13 protein-coding genes are annotated in these 18,099 nt (G+C 72.7%); 6 read left to right on the top strand and 7 right to left on the bottom strand.

Translation table 11 applies throughout. From position 1 onward, the window contains the following. Positions 1–61 precede the first annotated feature (61 nt). From ACFXOZ_RS08705 to ACFXOZ_RS08695, 3 genes are read right to left on the bottom strand one after another with little or no spacing between them, the layout of a single operon-like run. A complete protein-coding gene (locus ACFXOZ_RS08705) occupies positions 62–1,069 on the bottom strand; it encodes a hypothetical protein (protein ID WP_380588634.1) in 1,008 nt (335 codons plus the stop codon). Positions 1,070–1,071: 2 nt separating this feature from the next. Then, positions 1,072–3,228: a hypothetical protein gene (locus tag ACFXOZ_RS08700; protein WP_380588631.1), complete on the bottom strand. Its 2,157-nt coding sequence runs from the start codon at positions 3,226–3,228 to the stop codon at positions 1,072–1,074. A gap of 21 nt (positions 3,229–3,249) precedes the next feature. Continuing rightward, positions 3,250–3,723 carry a hypothetical protein gene (locus ACFXOZ_RS08695; protein ID WP_375891174.1) on the bottom strand — a complete coding sequence of 158 codons (474 nt, stop codon included), beginning with the start codon at positions 3,721–3,723 and terminating at the stop codon, positions 3,250–3,252. Between the two features lie 316 nt (positions 3,724–4,039). On the opposite strand from ACFXOZ_RS08695, the gene ACFXOZ_RS08690 reads away from it, so the two are divergent. The 4 genes from ACFXOZ_RS08690 (at position 4,040) to ACFXOZ_RS08675 (ending at position 9,864) form a co-directional block, all read left to right on the top strand. Further along, the gene (locus tag ACFXOZ_RS08690; protein ID WP_380588694.1) at positions 4,040–5,182 is read left to right on the top strand and encodes a CaiB/BaiF CoA transferase family protein; all 1,143 of its coding nucleotides are present in this window, start codon (positions 4,040–4,042) and stop codon (positions 5,180–5,182) included. A 2-nt stretch (positions 5,183–5,184) separates the two neighbouring features. Continuing rightward, on the top strand, positions 5,185–6,327 hold the full coding sequence (locus tag ACFXOZ_RS08685; RefSeq protein WP_380588628.1) for an acyl-CoA dehydrogenase family protein: 1,143 nt from the start codon (positions 5,185–5,187) through the stop codon (positions 6,325–6,327). A 96-nt stretch (positions 6,328–6,423) separates the two neighbouring features. Continuing rightward, positions 6,424–7,638 carry an acetyl-CoA C-acetyltransferase gene (locus ACFXOZ_RS08680; RefSeq protein ID WP_375891177.1) on the top strand — a complete coding sequence of 405 codons (1,215 nt, stop codon included), beginning with the start codon at positions 6,424–6,426 and terminating at the stop codon, positions 7,636–7,638. Positions 7,639–7,677: 39 nt separating this feature from the next. Continuing rightward, complete coding sequence (locus tag ACFXOZ_RS08675; RefSeq protein ID WP_380588625.1) at positions 7,678–9,864, top strand: 3-hydroxyacyl-CoA dehydrogenase NAD-binding domain-containing protein; 2,187 nt, start codon at positions 7,678–7,680, stop codon at positions 9,862–9,864. A gap of 107 nt (positions 9,865–9,971) precedes the next feature. Here the strand turns inward: ACFXOZ_RS08675 and ACFXOZ_RS08670 are convergent, their stop codons facing one another. The 4 genes from ACFXOZ_RS08670 to ACFXOZ_RS08655 all read right to left on the bottom strand — a co-directional run bounded on the left by ACFXOZ_RS08670 (position 9,972) and on the right by ACFXOZ_RS08655 (position 14,542). Further along, positions 9,972–10,766 carry a MerR family transcriptional regulator gene (locus ACFXOZ_RS08670; protein ID WP_380588622.1) on the bottom strand — a complete coding sequence of 265 codons (795 nt, stop codon included), beginning with the start codon at positions 10,764–10,766 and terminating at the stop codon, positions 9,972–9,974. Between the two features lie 264 nt (positions 10,767–11,030). Continuing rightward, a complete protein-coding gene (locus ACFXOZ_RS08665; protein WP_380523551.1) occupies positions 11,031–12,077 on the bottom strand; it encodes an isopenicillin N synthase family dioxygenase in 1,047 nt (348 codons plus the stop codon). Positions 12,078–12,491: 414 nt separating this feature from the next. Continuing rightward, positions 12,492–13,139, bottom strand: coding sequence for a response regulator (locus tag ACFXOZ_RS08660; protein WP_375891184.1), 648 nt, complete (start codon positions 13,137–13,139; stop codon positions 12,492–12,494). Next, positions 13,091–14,542 (bottom strand): histidine kinase, encoded by a 1,452-nt coding sequence (locus ACFXOZ_RS08655; RefSeq protein ID WP_380523549.1) that lies wholly within the window; start codon positions 14,540–14,542, stop codon positions 13,091–13,093. Before ACFXOZ_RS08655 ends, ACFXOZ_RS08660 begins: the two co-directional genes overlap by 49 nt. A gap of 271 nt (positions 14,543–14,813) precedes the next feature. On the opposite strand from ACFXOZ_RS08655, the gene ACFXOZ_RS08650 reads away from it, so the two are divergent. Then, positions 14,814–15,539, top strand: a complete 726-nt coding sequence (locus ACFXOZ_RS08650; RefSeq protein ID WP_380403129.1) for an ABC transporter ATP-binding protein — start codon at positions 14,814–14,816, stop codon at positions 15,537–15,539. Further along, complete coding sequence (locus ACFXOZ_RS08645) at positions 15,536–17,926, top strand: FtsX-like permease family protein (RefSeq protein WP_380588620.1); 2,391 nt, start codon at positions 15,536–15,538, stop codon at positions 17,924–17,926. Before ACFXOZ_RS08650 ends, ACFXOZ_RS08645 begins: the two co-directional genes overlap by 4 nt. The last annotated feature ends 173 nt before the right edge of the window (positions 17,927–18,099 follow it).

Here is an 18,099-nt window from a genome sequence, read left to right as displayed (position 1 = left end):
GCGGTGCGTAATGGTCCTATGGCACGATAGGCCATTACGCCGACACCCGCCCGTCCATTTCCTACAGGATCGGCTCACACCCGATCGCCTTGCCCCCGGCGACGAGGAACTGCTTCCAGGTCTCGTCGCCGTTGGGGACGAGATCCCAGAGACCATCCGGTTTGAACCGGAAGCGGGTGGGGCGTCCCTGGCAGGTTGTCACCGCCTCGAACGTTCCCACTTCCTGAGCTCGGCCAAGTGTGGGCCCGGGGTCGCCGGTCGGTGCCGCCACGAGTCTGGGATCGGTGCCGATCGTGAAGGTGATCGAGGACCTGGGGTCCCTGTCCGAATGGATGAGGCAGGTCCACAGCGGGTCGGTCGCGGACGTCACGGTCGCCCGGTAGGCGGGGCCGCCGGGCGTGTCGGGCATGGTCAGTCCTGGCAGGCCGCAGGCGGCGTTGCGGTCGAGCGCGCGGTCCGTGCCCGCCGGGGTCAGCTCGTGCGGGGCGGGGAGCGGCGCCTTGCCACAACCCTGTTGTTCCGCAGCATGGTTGGCCACCGAGACGGCGAGCCTGGCGAGCCCCTGGGCGTCGGATGAAACGGACTTGGCCGTCGCCTGTTGCCCGCTCTTGCAGTCCGCCGGGAACAGCGCGAAGGCGAAGGACGAATCGCGCACGGCGCCGGCCGAGCCGCCGTTCGCCGAAGCGGCGAACAACCGCGACCCCGCGTCGACCGCGAACGGGGTGAGGTTCCCGCTCCTGCGGAGGTCGACGGCGACGAACCGGTCGTCTCCGAAGACCCCTCTGCTCACTTTCGCCACGCAGGACGAGCCGTCGGCCTTCAAGGTCTTTCCGTCGCCGTACATGGTGTCGCTGACCTTGCCCCATCCGAGGGCGTCGTTCACCGCGTCCGCGCTCACCGCACCACCGCACAGGCTGTCCGGCCCGAAGGCATTGGTCAGGTTGTCCGCCAGGAACGCGGCCCCGCCGGTCAAAGCCGCCAGGGCGACCGTCGCGATGACGGCGGCCCGCAGTCGTCGGGGGCGGGGCTCGCCGGGGGCGTCGGCCTTCCGGTCGTCGTTGATCGCCACGGTCACCCCTTGCCGAACGCCGCGTGGTATGCGGTGTTGATCCCGTTGTCGTAGAAGGGTCCCGCGTCGAGCAGCAGATGGTTCGTCACCGTGCCGGCCCGGGCCGCATCCTTGGGGTCTATGCCGTACTGGCTCGCCTTGCCCACGAGCATCGCGTCCAGCTCGGAGCGCCCCGCCGAGTAACGGTCGCTCACGCTCGCAGAGGTGGCGCTGTCGATCGGGGCCTTGGCCTGCTCGGCCCACGCGGCGGTCCCGACGTCGACGAGGCGCTGCGCCGCGTCTCCCAGCGGGATCACCTTCGAGACCCCCGGCATCAGGAAGTCCGGCGCCAGGTTCACGGGTGTTCCGATCGCGTGGTAGAGCATCCGCTGCTGCCAGTCGATGCTGGCCTTCTCAGCGTCACCGTGATCGGTGGCCGCGTTGACGAACGCCGCGTCGAGCCCGCCGAGAACCTTGGCGGACTGCTCCGAGAAGGCGGACAGGACGTGGTCCGGACGTCCCGTGGCATCGGGCTTGAAGTCCTCCGGCCGGAATGCGTCGAGGCGGCGGGCGATCTCCTCGGTCTGCGCCTTGTGCATGATCTGGAACGTGTCCGGGTCCTCCAGGGTGCCGCGGACCATGCGCAGGAGCTGCTCCGGCTTTGCCGTCAGCCCGTTCGGCTCGGACGGGGTCTGCAGGCTGTTGCCGAGGATCTGGTACATGTCCGGGGCGTAGTCGGCGAGCATCCTGGCCACCGGCTTGCGGAGGATCGCCGCCACCGACGTCCGGTCGTCGGGGGTGGTGCCGCCGAGGGTCTTGACCGTCTCGTCCATGATCCGCTGGCTGACCGGGTCGTGCGGGGCCGGGTGCTGGTTCCGGTCGGGGCCGTGGCTGGTGGCAGAGTCTTCCAGCATGTCGGCGAACAGCTTGTGGGCGGTGTCGCCCAGGACGTCTGCGGGGAGCTTGCGTTCCTGGTCCTGGTCGAGCCAGTCACGGTCCTTGAGCAGGTGGACGAGGTTCTTGTTCTCGCTGGGGTCGAGGAACGCCTGGACGGTCTCCCGGTCGCCCTTCATCATCCTCAGCAGCGGGGCCAGCGGGTCGGCGTTGCGGGGGTCGTAGGAGAACTGCGGACCCCAGAGGTCGTCGCCCTTGAGCTTGGTAGAGGCCTCGTAGTCGAGCAGATCGGTGCCGACCCTGCGGACGAAGCCCTTGTCGAACGTCCCCTTCGCTGCCATGAGGGCGGTGAGCGCCGGGTAGTTGTCGTTCATCCCGACGGCCCCGGCGCTGGGGCGGCGGGCGGCTGCGAAGAGGTCGGCCTCCCAGTCCTTGCCCATGCCGCCGTCGCGGGTCGCGGTGGCGAGCAGCATCGACAGGTTGCCGTATACGTCCTGGTAGCCCTGGGCGTTGTGCTTGCCGTGGGCGAAGTCGCCGTAGATCTTGGTGTACTCCAGGAAGGCGCCCGGGCCCTTCTTGCCGCCGTAGTTGAGCCCGCTGAGCAGCGTCGTGGCGAAGTCCTTGTTCTCCGCGTTGGCGGCCAGCAGGGTCTGCAGTTCCTTGAGCTGGTCGCCGGTCAGGCTGCCGGCCTTCGACATCAGGTCGGTGGCGCGTTTGGCGTCGGCGATCGGGCCGGTGCCGCCGGGGGTGGGGTTGAAGGCGGTGTTGCTGGTGCCGATGTCGCTCTGGAGGTGGAGCGTAGCCCGCTGGTCGGCGGCGGTGGCCTTCTCGACGGCCTTGGCCAGGCGCTCCGAGATGGCCTTGGACTTGGCGGCCATGTCCCGTGCGAGAACCTCACTGTCCGGATCGTTCCTCGCCTCCTTCGGCAGCGTCCAACTGACCGTGCCGTCCGCCGAGACCGTCAGGTCCTGTGCCTGGGCGTCGTGGAGTGCCGTGTCGAGGTCGCGGCGGGCGGCGGCGAAGTCCTCGGCAGCGGTCTTCATGATCGCGGCGAGGGCGGTGGCGACGGCCGAGGCCTGTTTGAAGTCGCCGTCGATGCCCTGCATCACCTTGGTCGCCTCGTCGGCGGCCGCGCCCTTCCAGCCGGCCCGCTGCGGGGTGCTGGTGAGGTCCTTGGTGACCCGGCCGTCCAAGGCGGTGAGGGCCTTGGCGACCCCGGCCCACGCCTCGGCGGCGTCGGAGACCGCGGAGAACTCGGCCTCGTGAAGTTCCTTGAAGGACACCATCTCTCTGTTCCCCCTGTCTTTCTAGCGGGCCGCGCGGAGGTCGGCGACGGTGGTGATCTCGTTGCCGTGGTAGTACTCGCGGGTCCGGTCGAGGCTGTTGGCGGCACCGGTGACCTTGTCGTGCAAGGTCTTGCACTGCTGCAGCCACCGTTCGGTGCTGCCGGTGAGGGCGCCGCCGAAGGAGAAGCCGCGGATCTTGGTCGAGGCGGTGCTCGCGTACTCGGTGAGGCTGTGCGCGCCGGGCCCGGCCTTGCTGTTGGCGCCGTCGAGGTCGGTGGCGATCTGGCGGGCCAGTCCGGCCGAGGCGGTGAGCTCGTACGGGGTGTCCAGTTGGGTGGTCGGCTTGCCCGGGGGGATCAGCGGGAAAGGGGGCACGGTGTTGCCGCCGTCGCCCGGGGCCGCCGGGTTCGCGTACGGCGACTTCTTGGCCGTCGTGCTCGGCATCGGGTCCGTGGCCGGGGCGACCGGCCCGGTGGTGAAGTACGGGCTGCCCATGTCTGTGTGTTCCTCCCCTGGTCGGCGGGGGTTCGCACACCCCCTTCGGCATGACGACCGTACAGGTCGGCTCCGTCAGTACACCGACGCACCCTCCGTGCCGCCGGTTGCACTGGCTGTGATCGGCTCCATCAAGGTTTCGTCAGGGGGGAGTTGGCGGGTGTCCGGCGACGCGGCCGCGGGGCCGAGGGCTTGTTACCGGCCGGTCGCTTCCCTATCATCGCGAGTGTTACAGCTTTACTGTCAAACCCCGGAGGGTCTGCAGCCAGTGCGTGACACAACCAGTACGGCCGCCGGCTCCGGCCCGTTGGCAGGGGTGCGGGTGGTCGAACTCGCCGGGATCGGGCCGGGGCCGTTCGCGGCCATGCTGCTGGGTGACCTCGGGGCGGACGTGGTGCGGGTGGACCGCCCGGAGCCCTCGCCGCTCGGGACGGACCCGGCGTACGACCTGACCAACCGGAACAAGCGGTCGGTGCTGGTGGACCTCAAGTCGCCGGAGGGGCCCGGCCTGGTGCTGGGCCTGGTCGAGCGGGCCGACCTGCTGATCGAGGGCTACCGGCCGGGGGTGGCGGAGCGGCTCGGGGTGGGCCCCGAGGTGTGCCTGGCGCGCAATCCGGCCCTGGTGTACGGGCGGATGACCGGGTGGGGCCAGCACGGTCCGCGGGCCGCCACCGCCGGGCACGACCTCGGGTACGCGGCGGTGGCCGGGGTGCTCGGGCTGGTCGCTGCGGAGGGCGGGGCCGAGGCGCCGCCCGGGATCCCGGCGAACCTGCTCGGCGACTACGCGGGCGGCTCGCTCTACCTGGTGGTCGGCCTGCTCGCCGGGCTGCACCACGCCCGAGTCACCGGTGCCGGGCAGGTGGTGGACGCCGCGATCGTGGACGGCGCGGCGCACCTGGGCAGCATGCTCTGGGGCCTGCTCGCGGCCGGTCACTGGCAGGACCGCCGGGGCGTCAACCTGCTGGACGGCGGCGCCCCGTTCTACGCGCTCTACCGGGCCGCCGACGGCGGGCACCTCGCGGTGGGCGCCCTGGAGCCCCGGTTCTACGCGGAGTTCGCCCGCCTGCTGGAGCTGGGCCCGGACGCGCCCGGCCAGTACGACCTCGCCCGCTGGCCCGAACTGCGGGCCCTGATCGCCGCCCGCTTCGCCATCCGGACCAGGGCCGAGTGGGAGGCCGTCTTCGCGGGCTCCGACGCCTGCGTGGAACCGGTGCTGACGATGCGTCAGGCCGCTGCCGAGGAACACCTGTTGGCGCGCGGTACGTACGTCGAGGCGGACGGCGTCACCCAGCCCGCCCCCGCCCCGCGGTTCTCCGCCACCCCCGGGGCGCTGCGCCGCCCGCCGACCCGCCCGGGCGCGGACACCGCGGAGGTGGCCCGGGACTGGGGCCTGCCGGCGCTCCACCCGCCGGCCGCCACCACCGAACCTCTCAACTCCGCGACCGAACAAGGGGAGTAGCGTTGCAGCGCGAGATCTTCACCGAGCAGCACGAGGACTTCCGGGCCACCGTGAAGGCCTTCCTCGCCAAGGAGGTGCTGCCGCACTACGACCGCTGGGAGAAGGCGGGCATCGTCGACCGCTCGGTCTGGCTGGCGGCGGGCCGGCAGGGCCTGCTGGGCATCGCGGTGCCCGAGGATTTCGGTGGCGGCGGTTCGCCCGACTTCCGCTACGCCGCCGTGGTGGCCGAGGAGTTCGCCCGGGCCGGTGCGTCGGGGCTGGCGATCGGGTTGCACAACGACATCATCGGCCCGTACCTCACCTCGCTCGCCACCGAGGAGCAGAAGCGGCGCTGGCTGCCCGGCTTCTGCAGCGGTGAGCTGATCACCGCGATCGCGATGACCGAGCCCGGCACCGGTTCCGACCTCCAGGGCATCCGCACCCAGGCGGTGGACCGGGGCGACCACTTCGTGCTGAACGGCGCCAAGACCTTCATCTCCAACGGCATCCTGGCCGACCTGGTCGTCGTGGTCGCCCGGACCACGCCGGAGGGCGGTGCGCACGGGCTGAGCCTGCTGGTGGTCGAGCGCGGGACGCCCGGGTTCGAGCGCGGCCGCAACCTCGACAAGATCGGCCAGAAGGCCCAGGACACCGCCGAGTTGTTCTTCGAGGACGTCCGGGTGCCGAAGGAGAACCTGCTCGGCGAGCTCAACGGCGGCTTCGTCCACCTGATGCAGAACCTCGCCCAGGAGCGGCTCACCATCGCCGCCGCGGCGATCGCCGGTGCCGAGTACCTGGTCGAGATCACCACCGACTACGTCAAGCAGCGCGAGGCCTTCGGACGGCCGCTGGCCAAGCTCCAGCACGTGCGCTTCGAGATCGCCGAACTGGTCACCGAGTGCGCGATCACCCGGACCTTCGTCGACCGCTGCATCACCGAGCACAACCGCTACGCGCTCACCCCGGCGGACGCCTCGATGGCCAAGTGGTGGGCCACCGAACTGCAGAAGCGCACGGCCGACCGCTGCCTCCAACTCCACGGCGGCTACGGGTACATGAGCGAGTTCCCGGTCGCCCGGGCGTTCACCGACGGCCGCATCCAGACGATCTACGGCGGCACCACCGAGATCATGAAGGAGATCGTCGGCCGCTCCATCCTCGGCTGATCCCTCCGCCGACCCCGCTCCGCCCCGTCTCGCCCCGCCCCGTTCAGCCAACCCCGCTCCGCTCCGCCCGGCCCCGCCCCGAAAGGCATCCCCATCGTGACCACCGAAGCGTACGTCTACGACGCGATCCGCACCCCGCGCGGCCGCGGCAAGGCCACCGGCTCGCTGCACGGCACCAAGCCGATCGACCTGGTCGTCGGCCTGATCCACGAGATCCGCCGCCGCTACCCCGAGCTGGACCCGGCGGCGATCGACGACATCGTGCTGGGCGTGGTCAGCCCGATCGGCGACCAGGGCTCCGACATCGCCCGGATCGCCGCCATCGCGGCCGGCCTGCCCGACACGGTGGCCGGCGTCCAGGAGAACCGCTTCTGCGCCTCGGGCCTGGAAGCCGTCAACCTGGCCGCCGCCAAGGTCCGTTCGGGCTGGGAGGACCTGATCCTGGCCGGCGGCGTGGAGTCGATGTCCCGGGTCAAGATGGCCTCGGACGGCGGCGCCTGGTTCGCCGACCCGATGACCTCGTACGAGACCAACTTCGCCCCGCAGGGCATCGGCGCCGACCTCATCGCCACCATCGGGGGCTTCTCCCGCACCGACGTGGACGCCTTCGCCGCCGAGTCCCAGGCGCGCGCCGCCAAGGCGCAGGCGGACGGCCTGTTCGACCGCTCGGTGGTCCCGGTGCGCGACCGCAACGGCCTGGTCGTGCTGGAGCGCGACGAGTTCATCCGCCCCGGCACCACCGTCGAGACCCTGGCCGGCCTCAAGCCCTCCTTCGCCGCGATCGGCGAGGCCGGCGGCTTCGACGCCGTCGCCCTGCAGAAGTACCACTGGGTGGAGGCCATCGACCACGTCCACCACGCGGGCAACTCCTCCGGCATCGTGGACGGCGCCGCCCTCGTCGCGATCGGCAACCGCGAGGTCGGCGAGCGGTACGGGCTGCGCCCGCGCGCCCGGATCGTCTCCGCGGCCGTGTCCGGCTCCGAGCCGACCATCATGCTGACCGGCCCCGCCCCGGCCACCCGCAAGGCCCTCGCCAAGGCCGGGCTCACCGCCGCCGACATCGACCTGGTCGAGATCAACGAGGCCTTCGCGGCGGTCGCCCTGCGCTTCATCGGCGAACTCGGCTTCCGGCCGGACCAGGTGAACGTCAACGGCGGCGCGATCGCGCTCGGCCACCCGCTCGGCGCGACCGGCGCGATGCTGCTCGGCACCGTCGTCGACGAGCTGGAGCGGCGCGACCTGCGCTACGGCCTGATCACCCTGTGCGTGGGCGGCGGCATGGGCGTCGCCACCATCGTCGAGCGCGTCTGATCCCCCTCTCCCCCCGGTAGACCTGGAGACCTTGAACCCATGAGTGACACCACCACCATCCGCTGGGAGCAGGACCGGGACGGCGTGGTCACCCTCGTCCTCGACGACCCCACCCAGTCCGTCAACACCATGAACGAGGCCTTCACGGCCGACTTCGAGGCCACCGTCGAACGGCTGGCCGGCCTCGGCGACGCGTTGCGCGGCGTGGTGGTCACCTCCGGCAAGAAGACCTTCTTCGCCGGGGGAGACCTGCGGATGCTGTCCGCCGCCCGCCCCGAGGACGCCGAGGCCGTCTTCGAGAAGTCCATGCGGATCAAGCGCTCGCTGCGCAAGCTGGAGACCCTCGGCAAGCCGGTCGTCGCCGCCGTCAACGGCAGCGCCCTCGGCGGCGGTCTGGAGATCGCCCTCGCCTGCCACCACCGGATCGCGCTGGACACCCCCGCCAGCCGGATCGGCCTGCCCGAGGTCACCCTCGGCCTGCTCCCGGGCGGCGGCGGCGTGGTCCGCACGGTGCGGCTGTTCGGCATCACCGACGCCCTGCTGAAGTTCCTGCTGCAGGGCCGCCAGTACCGCCCGGCGCAGGCGTTGGAGCACGGACTGGTGCACGAACTGGTCGACACCCCGGAGGAGTTGACGGCCCGGGCGAAGGCGTGGATCGAGGCCAACCCGACCGCCGTCCAGCCCTGGGACGTCAAGGGCTACAAGATTCCCGGCGGCACCCCCGCCACCCCCGCCTTCGCCGCCAACCTGCCCGCCTTCCCGGCCAACCTGCGCAAGCAGCTCAACGGCGCGCCCTACCCGGCCCCGCGCAACGTGCTGGCCACCGCGGTGGAGAGCAGCCAGGTCGACGTCGACACCGCGATGGTGATCGAGGCCCGCTACTTCACCGAGCTGGCCTGCGGGCAGACCAGCAAGAACATGATCCAGGCACTGTTCTTCGACATGCAGGCGGTCAACTCCGGCGCTGGGCGGCCCAAGGACGTCGAGAAGCAGCTGGTCCGCAAGGTCGCGGTGCTCGGCGCCGGGATGATGGGCGCCGGCATCGCCTACGCCTGCGCCAAGGCCGGCATCGAGGTCGTGCTCAAGGACGTCAGCACCGAGGCCGCCGAGCGCGGAAAGGCCTACTCCGAGGGCCTGCTGAACAAGGCGATCGCCCGCGGCCGCTCCACCGAGGCGCAGCGCGACGAGCTGCTGGCCCGGATCACCCCCACCGGCGACGCCGCCGACCTGGCCGGCTGCGACGCGGTGATCGAGGCCGTCTTCGAGAACACCGAGCTCAAGCACAAGGTGTTCCAGGAGATCGAGGGCGTGGTCGCCCCGGACGCGCTGCTCTGCTCCAACACCTCCACCCTGCCGATCGGCGTGCTCGCCGAAGGCGTCCGGCGCACCGGCGACTTCATCGGCCTGCACTTCTTCTCGCCGGTCGACAAGATGCGCCTGGTCGAGATCATCCGGGGCCCGCAGACCGGTGACGAGGCGCTCGCCCGCGCCTTCGACCTGGTCCGGCAGATCGACAGGACCCCGATCGTGGTCAACGACTCCCGGGGCTTCTTCACCTCGCGGGTGATCGGCCAGTTCCTCAACGAGGGCGTCGCCATGGTCGGCGAGGGCATCCACCCGGCCTCCGTCGAGCAGGCCGCCGCCCAGGCCGGCTATCCCGCCAAGGTGCTCTCCCTGATGGACGAGCTCACCCTCACCCTGCCGCGCAAGATCCGCGACGAGTACCGGCGCGCGGTCGAGGCCGCCGGCGGCACCTGGACCCCGCACCCGGCGGACGCGGTGGTGGACCGGATGGTCGACGAGTTCGGCCGCCCCGGGCGCAGCGGCGGCGCGGGCTTCTACGAGTACGGCGCGGACGGCAAGCGCGGCCGGCTCTGGCCGGGGCTGCTGGAGCACTTCGCCGGTGGCACCGGACCGGTCGACCCCGCTGAGGTCCCGTTCGAGGACCTCAAGGAGCGGATGCTGTTCAGCGAGGCGATCGACTCGGTGCGCTGCCTGGAGGAGGGCGTGCTCACCTCGGTCGCCGACGCCAACGTGGGCTCCATCCTGGGCATCGGCTTCCCGGCCTGGACGGGCGGCGTCTTCCAGTACATCAACGGCTACCCGGGCGGCCCGGCCGGCTTCGCGGCCCGCGCCCGCGAGCTCGCCGCCGCCTACGGCGAGCGGTTCGCGCCGCCGGCCCTGCTGGAGCGGATCGCGGCGGAGGGGCGGACCTTCACCGACTGATCGTCACCGACTGATCGTCACTGACTGTTCGTCACCGACTGCCCGGGACAGGGCGGGCGGGCCGGGTGGGGGCGTGCGCGCGAGGGCGCGGCCCCACCCGGCTCCTGCTAGTTGCCGGTTTCCCCGCCCGACTCCTCGCCCGACCTCTCGCCCGACCTCTCGATCGGCTCCTCGCCCAGCTCGTCGCCCAACTCCTCGCGCAGGAAGCGTTGGAACGCGGTGACCAGCGCCTGCGCCACCATCGGCTGGATGTGGTCGGTCAGCTCCTTCATCCGGGCCAGCTCCGCCGGATCCGGCTCGCTCTCCCGGTACGGCTTCCAGACCGTCTCCCGGAACAACCGCTGCAACTCCCGCGCGGTCGCCCGGCTGTGCTCCACCACCACCGCCCGGGCGGCCAGCAGCGTCTCCAGCGGGATCGGCACGTCCAGGATCCGCACGCCCAGCGGCAGCAGGCCCGGATCCGTCCGGAACACCTCCGGGTCGGCGGTGCGCTCCAGCGCCCCCATCGCGACCAGGCGTTCCACCTGCTCCTCCGACAACCCCCGACCGGCCCGCCGCTCCAACTGGGCGCGGCCCACCTCCTCGGCGGTCTCCGGCGTCCAGGACGCCACCAGCGCCCGGTGGATGGCCAGGCCCAGCGGGGTGCTGTCCTCCGGCAGCCGGGCCAGGTAGCGCTCGATCGCGGCCAGGGTCAGCCCCTGCCGCTGCAACTCCTCGATCAGCCCCAGCCGGTCCAGGTGCGCGGCCCCGTACAGCCCCACCCGCCGCGGGCCCAGTTCCGGCGGCGGGAGCAGCCCCTTCGTCCCGTAGAACCGCACCGTCCGCACCGTCACCCCGGCCCGCGCCGCCAACTCGTCCACCGTCAGCCGCACCTCGCCCACCCCGGCGCCGTGCTCCCCCATCTGCTGCCTCCCGCGCTGGCACACTCCTGCTGTGACAGCTGCAGTGTGACAGTGCGGTGCGATCAGGTCCATCGGACGGGGTGGGCGGCCCGGGGACAGCGAAACGGGGACGGCCGTCCGGGAGCGGCGGTCCGGGAGTCGCGGCCCGGAGACGGCGAACCGGCGCCGGCCCCGGTGTCGGGGCGGGCGCCGGTTTCGGGTCGCCTGTGGGTCCCGCGCGGGCGGTGGGTCCTCGCAGGCGGTGGGTCCCTCGCAGGTGGCGGGTCAGGCGAGGGCGGCGTGGTGGCGGCGGGTGACCTCGGGGTGGGCCCGGGTGTAGCCCTTCCACTCGTTGAAGCCGAAGTCGGCGAAGAGGGGGTTGGCCGGGTCCTCGGTGGCGCCGGGGGCGTGGTGGGCGAGGGGGAAGTCGAGCGGCTCGACGTGGGCGTCGAGGCGGGGGTTGTAGAAGAACGGGACGGAGTAGCGCTCGCGGGCTCCGGCCGGGCTGACCACGCGGTGGCTGGTCGCCTTGAGGTAGCCGTCGGTGGCCACCTCCAGCAGCTCGCCGAGGTTGACCACGAAGGCGCCGTCGAGCGGCGGGACGTTCAGGAAGGTGCCGTCCGGGCGCTCCACCTGGAGGCCGCCGACGGTGTCCTGCAGGAGCAGGGTGATGAACCCGTAGTCCTTGTGGGCGCCGACGCCTTGGCCGGCGCCGTCCGGTGCGGTGCCCGGGTAGCGGACCAGTTTGAGCCGCAGGTGGGGGTGGCCCGCGAAGGCGTCGTCGTAGAAGTCGGGGCGGGCGCCGATCGAGGCGAGGAGCTCGTGCAGCAGGCGGCGGGCGACCGCGCCGAGGTGGTCGATCCAGCCGAGCGCGGCGGTGCGCAGCTCAGGCAGCGCGGCCGGCCACTGGTTGGGGCCCTCCAGCCACCAGTACGGGGGCTCGCCGCTTCCGGGGGTGTGCGGGGGCAGCTCGGCGCCGATGTCCAGCTGGTCGCGCCAGTCCTGGCTGCCGCCGGTGCGCTCGTCGCCGGTGCGGGTGTAGCCGCGGTAGTGGGGGGAGTTGAGGTTGCTCACGGAGAGCCGGTCGGCCTCGGGGAGGGCGAAGAAGGCGCGCATGGCTCCGGTGAGCGCGGCCGTCTCCTCCGGGGTGATGCCGTGGCCGACGAGCTGGAAGAAGCCGACGCCGGTGGCGGCGGCGCGGAGCTCGTCGTGCAGGCGGCGGCGGTCCTCGGGGCTGCCGTCGGCGAGCGAGAGGTCGATCACCGGGAGGGCCTCGGGGTGCGCCTCCGGGGTGGAGCCGGTACCGGATATGGGCGTGTACTGCTGCGTCATGTGTGACATCCGCTGGTCTCGTCCCGGCTGGTCCCGGTGGTCGACCAGGGAAGGCCGGAGCCGCGCCTGGTGCGGCGGGTGCTCCGGGTAGCCGGGAGGTGGTGGCGGCCGCGTCGGGGCTGCCGTGAGGGTGGGTGGCGCGAGGTTCAGCCGGAGCGTCGACAGGACATGGTCGTCACGCGGAGCAGGTCCACGTGGCGGCGGCGAACAAGGATGAGCACCTCACCAGGGTAGATGACCCGTTCGGTGGAGGGCGAGCCCCCTGGCGCGGAGGGGCACCCCTCACTTGTCCGTGCTCAATCAACCACAGCTGCTTCCCTTCCTGTCTGCTTCGTCCCGCTGCCTCTCGTCCTTGCCTCCTCCCTCGTGCTCCAGTCCTTCCGGGGCCGTCTCCTTCCGGGGCCGTCGAGGCCCTCAGGAGTTGTTGAGGTAGGCCAGGACGGCCAGGACCCGGCGGTTGTCGTCGTCGGAGGGCTGGAGGTCGAGACGGACGAAGATCGACGCGGTGTGCTTGGCGACCGCCCGCTCGGTGATCACCAGCTGCTGGGCGATCGCCGCGTTGGAGCGGCCCTCGGCCATCAGCGCCAGCACCTGCCGCTCGCGCGGGGAGAGGGTGGAGACCGGGCCGGCCGAGGAGTTGTGGGTGAGCAGTCGGGTGATCACCTCCGGGTCCATGGCCGTACCGCCCTGGGAGACCCGGCGGACGGCGTCGAGGAACTGGGCACCGTCCAGCACGCGGTCCTTGAGCAGGTAGCCGATCCCGCCGGAGCTGCCGGCCAGCAGCTCACGGGCGTAGAGCTGCTCCACGAACTGTGAGAGCACCAGTACGGGGAGTCCCGGGTGGGCCTGCCGGGCCGCGAGTGCCGCGCGCAGCCCTTCGTCCGTGAAGCTCGGCGGCAGCCGCACGTCGACCACGGCGATGTCGGGCCGGTCGGCGGCGATCGCGGCGAGCAGCTGCTCGCCGTTCTCGACCGCAGCGGTGACCTTCATGCCGTTGGCCTCCAGCAACCGGGTCAGCCCGTCCCGGAGGAGGAAGAGGTCTTCGGCGATGACAACGCGCACGGGATCTCCAGGTTCACGATGGTCGGTCCGCCGGACGGACTGCTGATCGCGAGTACCCCGTCGAAGGCGGCCAGTCGGCGTTCGGTTCCACTGAGGCCGGTGCCCTGGGACGGGTCCGCGCCTCCGCGCCCGTCGTCGGTGACCGATATCCGCAGCAGCCCGTCACTGTGCCCTATCTCGATCCACAAGTGCGAGGCCCCGGCGTGTTTCACCGCGTTGGCCAGCAGTTCGCTCACTGCGAAGTAGGCGGCCGACTCCACCGGGGCCGGCGCCCGGCCGGGCAGCCCGCCGGTGAAGGTGACCGGAAGGGGCAGGTCCAGCGCGGTGGCTTCCACCGCGTCGGCCAGGCCTCGGTCGGCCAGGACCGGGGGATGGATGCCCCGGACCAAGTCCCGTAGCTCGCTGAGCGCCTTGACCGAGGACGTCCGCGCCTCGGCGAGCAGCGGCCCGAGGGCGTCCGGGTCGTGCTTCACCTGCTCGGCGACGGTCAGCAGCATGCCCAGCGCCACCAGCCGGGCCTGCGCCCCGTCGTGGAGGTCCCGCTCGATCCGGCGCAGCTCGGCCGCCCCGGCGTCGATGGTGTCCGCCCTGGTGCGCGCCAGATGGCTGACCTGGCGGGCGAGTTCGGTCTGCCGGGAGGGCCCGAGCAGGGACCTGGCCGCCCTCTCGTGCACCCTCAGGACGGGCGGTGCGGCCCACAGGAGGGCGAACGGGGCCACCCAGAGGCCCATGCCGTAGACGATCATCAGCGGGAACAGCAGCCCGTTCCGGCCGAAGACCTCCATCGCGAGCGGTGTCAGCACCACGACCGCGGCCGTCAGCAGTACGGCGGATCCGGTGAGGAGCGTCCAGGCGAGGTCCCGCCAGGTCGCCGGGTCGGCCAACCAGCCGCCGGCCCGCAGCCGTTGCCAGGCGCCGGCGTCGCCGACCGGGCGGTGGTACGGCGCCGGGACCGGCCGCCCGCTCCACCGCTCGACGACGCGTCGGCTCTCGGTGGCGATCCAGCGCGCGCCGAACAGCCCGAGCACCAGCAGCGACGGTGCCAGCCAGAGCGAGACGGACCGGCCGCCGGGCGCGGCGCCGCCGTACAGGTGGGTCGCCGTCACCGCGAGCGCGCCCGGGGCGAACAGCACGGCCCCCACCGCCCGGCCGGAGCCGCCGGTGGCCCAGCAGAGCGCCCAGAGGGCGACCGGCCCCAGTGGCACCGTCAGGATCAGCGGCCCGCCCGGCCCGAAGTGCCCGGACTCGTCCGGGCCGAACAGCGCGGAACCCAGCACGATCGGCCCGGCCAGCAGCGAGATCAGCCCCGTCACGGCCATCGTCGCCACGTACCAGGCGCGCACACCGTCCGCGCAGGCCCGGCCCAGCCGTCGAGCCACCCCGGTGATCACTCCCACCCCCATGTCGGCCCCCTTTCCGTCCCGGGCCCCGCGGGGCCCGAAGTCTGTGTTCCGGAGCCCTCGGTGGGCGTCCGTCCCGATCTTCCGCGGAGTCAGTCTGCCCGGCGTGATCGTCCGGCGCTCTAGGCCTGAACACCCAGTTCGGGGTGTATCTGGATACACCCCCAGGAGGCCGCCCAGACGGCTGTCCGGGCCCGGTCGCGGCTTCGTAGCGTGATGTTCCGTCAGCCGGTCCCGGGCCTCCCGGAGCCGGACCCCGAACCGTGGAGGGCCCGTGAACGCGCCGATCATCAGGATCCGCGGCGTCAGCAAGACGTACGAGCGATCCGACGCAGCCCGTCCCGCCCTGGCCGGGCTCGACCTCGAGGTGCGGGCCGGCGAGGCGGTGGCCGTGCTCGGCCGCTCGGGCAGCGGCAAGTCCACCCTGCTGAACCTGGTCGCCGGCCTCGACCGTCCGAGCGAGGGCGGCGTCGAGGTGGACGGCGTGGCCGTCCACGAACTCGGCGAGGCCGCGCTCGCCGAGTACCGGCGGACCAGGATCGGCATGGTGTTCCAGTTCTTCAACCTGCTGGACGACCTGAACGTCGAGGACAACGTGCTGCTCCCGGCCCAACTCGCCGGGATGCGGCGGGAGGCGGCCCGGGCCCGGGCGGGGGAGCTGCTGGAGCGGCTCGGGGTGGCCCGGCACGCCAAGGCCTTCCCGGGCCGGCTCTCCGGCGGCGAGCGCCAGCGCGTCGCGGTGGCCCGGGCGCTGATGAACCGTCCGCCGCTGCTGCTGGCCGACGAGCCGACCGGGGCGCTGGACACCGCCTCCGCCGCCGACGTCCGCGAGCTGCTCCGCGGGCTCAACGCCGAGGGCCAGACGATCCTGCTGGTCACCCATGACACCGCGCTCGCCGAGGCCTGCGCCGACCGGACGATCGAGCTGCTCGACGGCCGCCTGGTCAGGGACACGGCCGCCGCGTCGCTCCCCGGCGACCGGAGCGGGGTGGGCGCATGAGTGTGATGGGCAAGGTGGTCCGGGCGGGGGTGGGCCGCAAGCGGGTGCAGACCCTGGTCATGGTGCTCACCACGATGATGTCCGTGACGGCGTGCATCCTCGCCCTCGGGCTGGTGGTCGCCGCCCAGGGCCCGTACGAGCGCGCCTTCGCCGACCAGCACGGTGCCCACCTCAACGTGCTGTACGACCCGACGAAGGCGAGCCCCGCCCAACTCGCCGCGGCCGCGTACGTGCCCGGGGTGACGGCCTCGGCCGGCCCCTACCCGGCGGTCACCCTCCAGCCGCGGGCCGGCCAGGACAGCAGGATCCCGCCGGCCGGCAGCCTGCTGCCGCCGATGACGCTGGTCGGCCGGGCCCAGGACGGCCCGATGGACGACCTGCGGGTCACCAGGGGCCGCTGGATCGCGGGCCCCGGCGAGGTGGTGTTCCTGAACGGGCGCTCCCCGCTGTCGGTGGGCGACACCGCGCAGTTCCCCGACCTGCCCGGGCGCCCGACGCTCAAGGTCGTCGGCCTGGCCGACTCGGTCTCCTGGAGCGCGGACGGCTGGGTCGCCCCCGAGCAGGTGGCGGGGCTGACGGCGCCCGGCACGACGCCCGCCGCCCAGTACCTCTACCGCTTCGCCCACGCGGGCAGTGACGCCGAGGTGGACGCCGACCACGCGGCGATCGCCGCCGCGGTGCCGAGCGGTGCGCTCACCAAGGCGACCACCTACCGGCCCGCCCGGGAGGAGGCCAACCGGACGGCGTCGACCTTCGTCCCGTTCGTCACGGCCTTCGGAGTGCTCGGCCTGGCCATGTCGGTGCTGATCATCGGCGTGGTGGTCAGCGGCGCCGTGAGCGCCGCCACCCGGCGGATCGGCATCCTCAAGGCCCTGGGCTTCACCCCGGCCCAGGTGGCGCGCGCCTACGTCGGCCAGGCGCTGATCCCCGCCGGGGTCGGCACCGCACTCGGCGTGCTCGGGGGAAACCTGCTGTCCGTACCGGTGCTGGGAGTGGCCCGCAAGGCCCTGCGCGGCGGTCTGCTCGGCATCCCGGTCTGGGTGGACGTGGTGGTCGCGGGCGCGGCCCTGGCCGCAGTGGTCGGCACCGCGCTGGTGCCGGCGCTGAGGGCCGGACGGCTGCGCACGGTCGAGGCGCTCGCGGTCGGCCGGACGGCGCCCGGCACCAAGCGGGCGGCGGCCAGGGGTACGACGGGTCGGGCCGGTCCGGCGGGCCTCTTGTCCGCGGCGCAGGACCTGATCGGCCGGCTTCCGGTGCCGCGAGCGCTCAGCCTCGGGCTGGCGTCCCCGCTGAACCGGCCGGGCCGCTCGGCGACCACCGCCGCCGCGGTGGTGCTCGGCACGGCCGGGGTCACCCTCTGCGTCGGGCTGACGCTCTCCCTGGGGTCGATCCAGGACGGCCTGGCGGCGGACGGCGCGGGCAAGGTCCTGGTCCAGGTCCCGGTCGACGGCTCCGCCCCGGTCGACCACGTGGACGAGGCGGCCGTGGTGAAGGCGATCGAATCCCGTCCCGGGACCAGGGCCTGGTACAGCACCGTGCCCGCCGCGGCCACAGTGGCCGGGGCCACCGATCGCTACGAACTGGTCGCCTTCACCGGCGACGCCTCCTGGAGCGGCTTCCAATTGGTCACGGGCCACTGGTTCCACGGCCCCGGCGAGACGGTGGTCAGCGCCGCCTTCCTGCGGGCCAACCAGAAGAAGGTCGGTGACACCGTCACCCTCACCGACCACGGGCGCACCACCCCGGCGAAGATCACCGGGGAGGTCATGACCACCCAGGACGTGGTGTTCGTGGACCGCGCCTCGCTGGAGCCACTCGGCGGCACGATCCACGCCGAAGCGGTCTCCTTCCACATCGACCTCACCTCGGGCACCGACGCGCCGTCCTACGCCGACGGACTGGACGCAGTGGTGAAGCCGATGGGGCTGAGCGCCGACCCCGGTGAGGGCCGCCTCAACATCGTGGTGCTGGCGATGAACACCCTGGCGGGCACGCTCACCCTGCTGCTCGCGGTGGTCGCGGGGCTCGGGGTGCTCAACACCGTGCTGCTGGACACCCGGGAACGGGTGCACGACCTGGGGGTGTTCAAGGCCCTCGGGATGTCGCCCCGGCAGACCGTCGGCATGGTGCTCACCTCCGTCTGCGGCAGCGGGCTGGTGGCCGGGCTGATCGGGGTCCCGATCGGGATCGGGGTGCACCACCTGGTGATGCCGGCGATGGCCCGCGCCGCCGGCATCGGGGTGCCGGACGCGGACCTCACGGTGTTCGCCCCGTCGGTGGTGGGGCCGCTGATATGCGGCGGGGTGGCGCTGGCCCTGCTCGGCGCCCTCCTGCCCGCGACCTGGGCCGCCCGCACCCGGACGGTCACGGCCCTGCGGACGGAGTGACGCCGGGGCGTCCCCGGGGCGACTTCCGGCGGGGTGGCCGACCCGGACCGGGACGGCCACCGGGGGGCGGGGGCTGCCGTGCGGACTGCTGTGCGGACTGCCCGATGGGGGCGGCTCCGCCGAGCCGCCCCCGCCCCACCGGGCGGGGTCGGGCCGCCGGTCCGAGCCCCGTG

The sequence above is a fragment of the Kitasatospora sp. NPDC059160 genome, assembly GCF_042755465.1.
GTDB lineage: Bacteria > Actinomycetota > Actinomycetes > Streptomycetales > Streptomycetaceae > Kitasatospora.
Note: the sequence above shows the minus strand (reverse complement) of the source record. Positions and strands in the feature narration are given on the sequence as shown.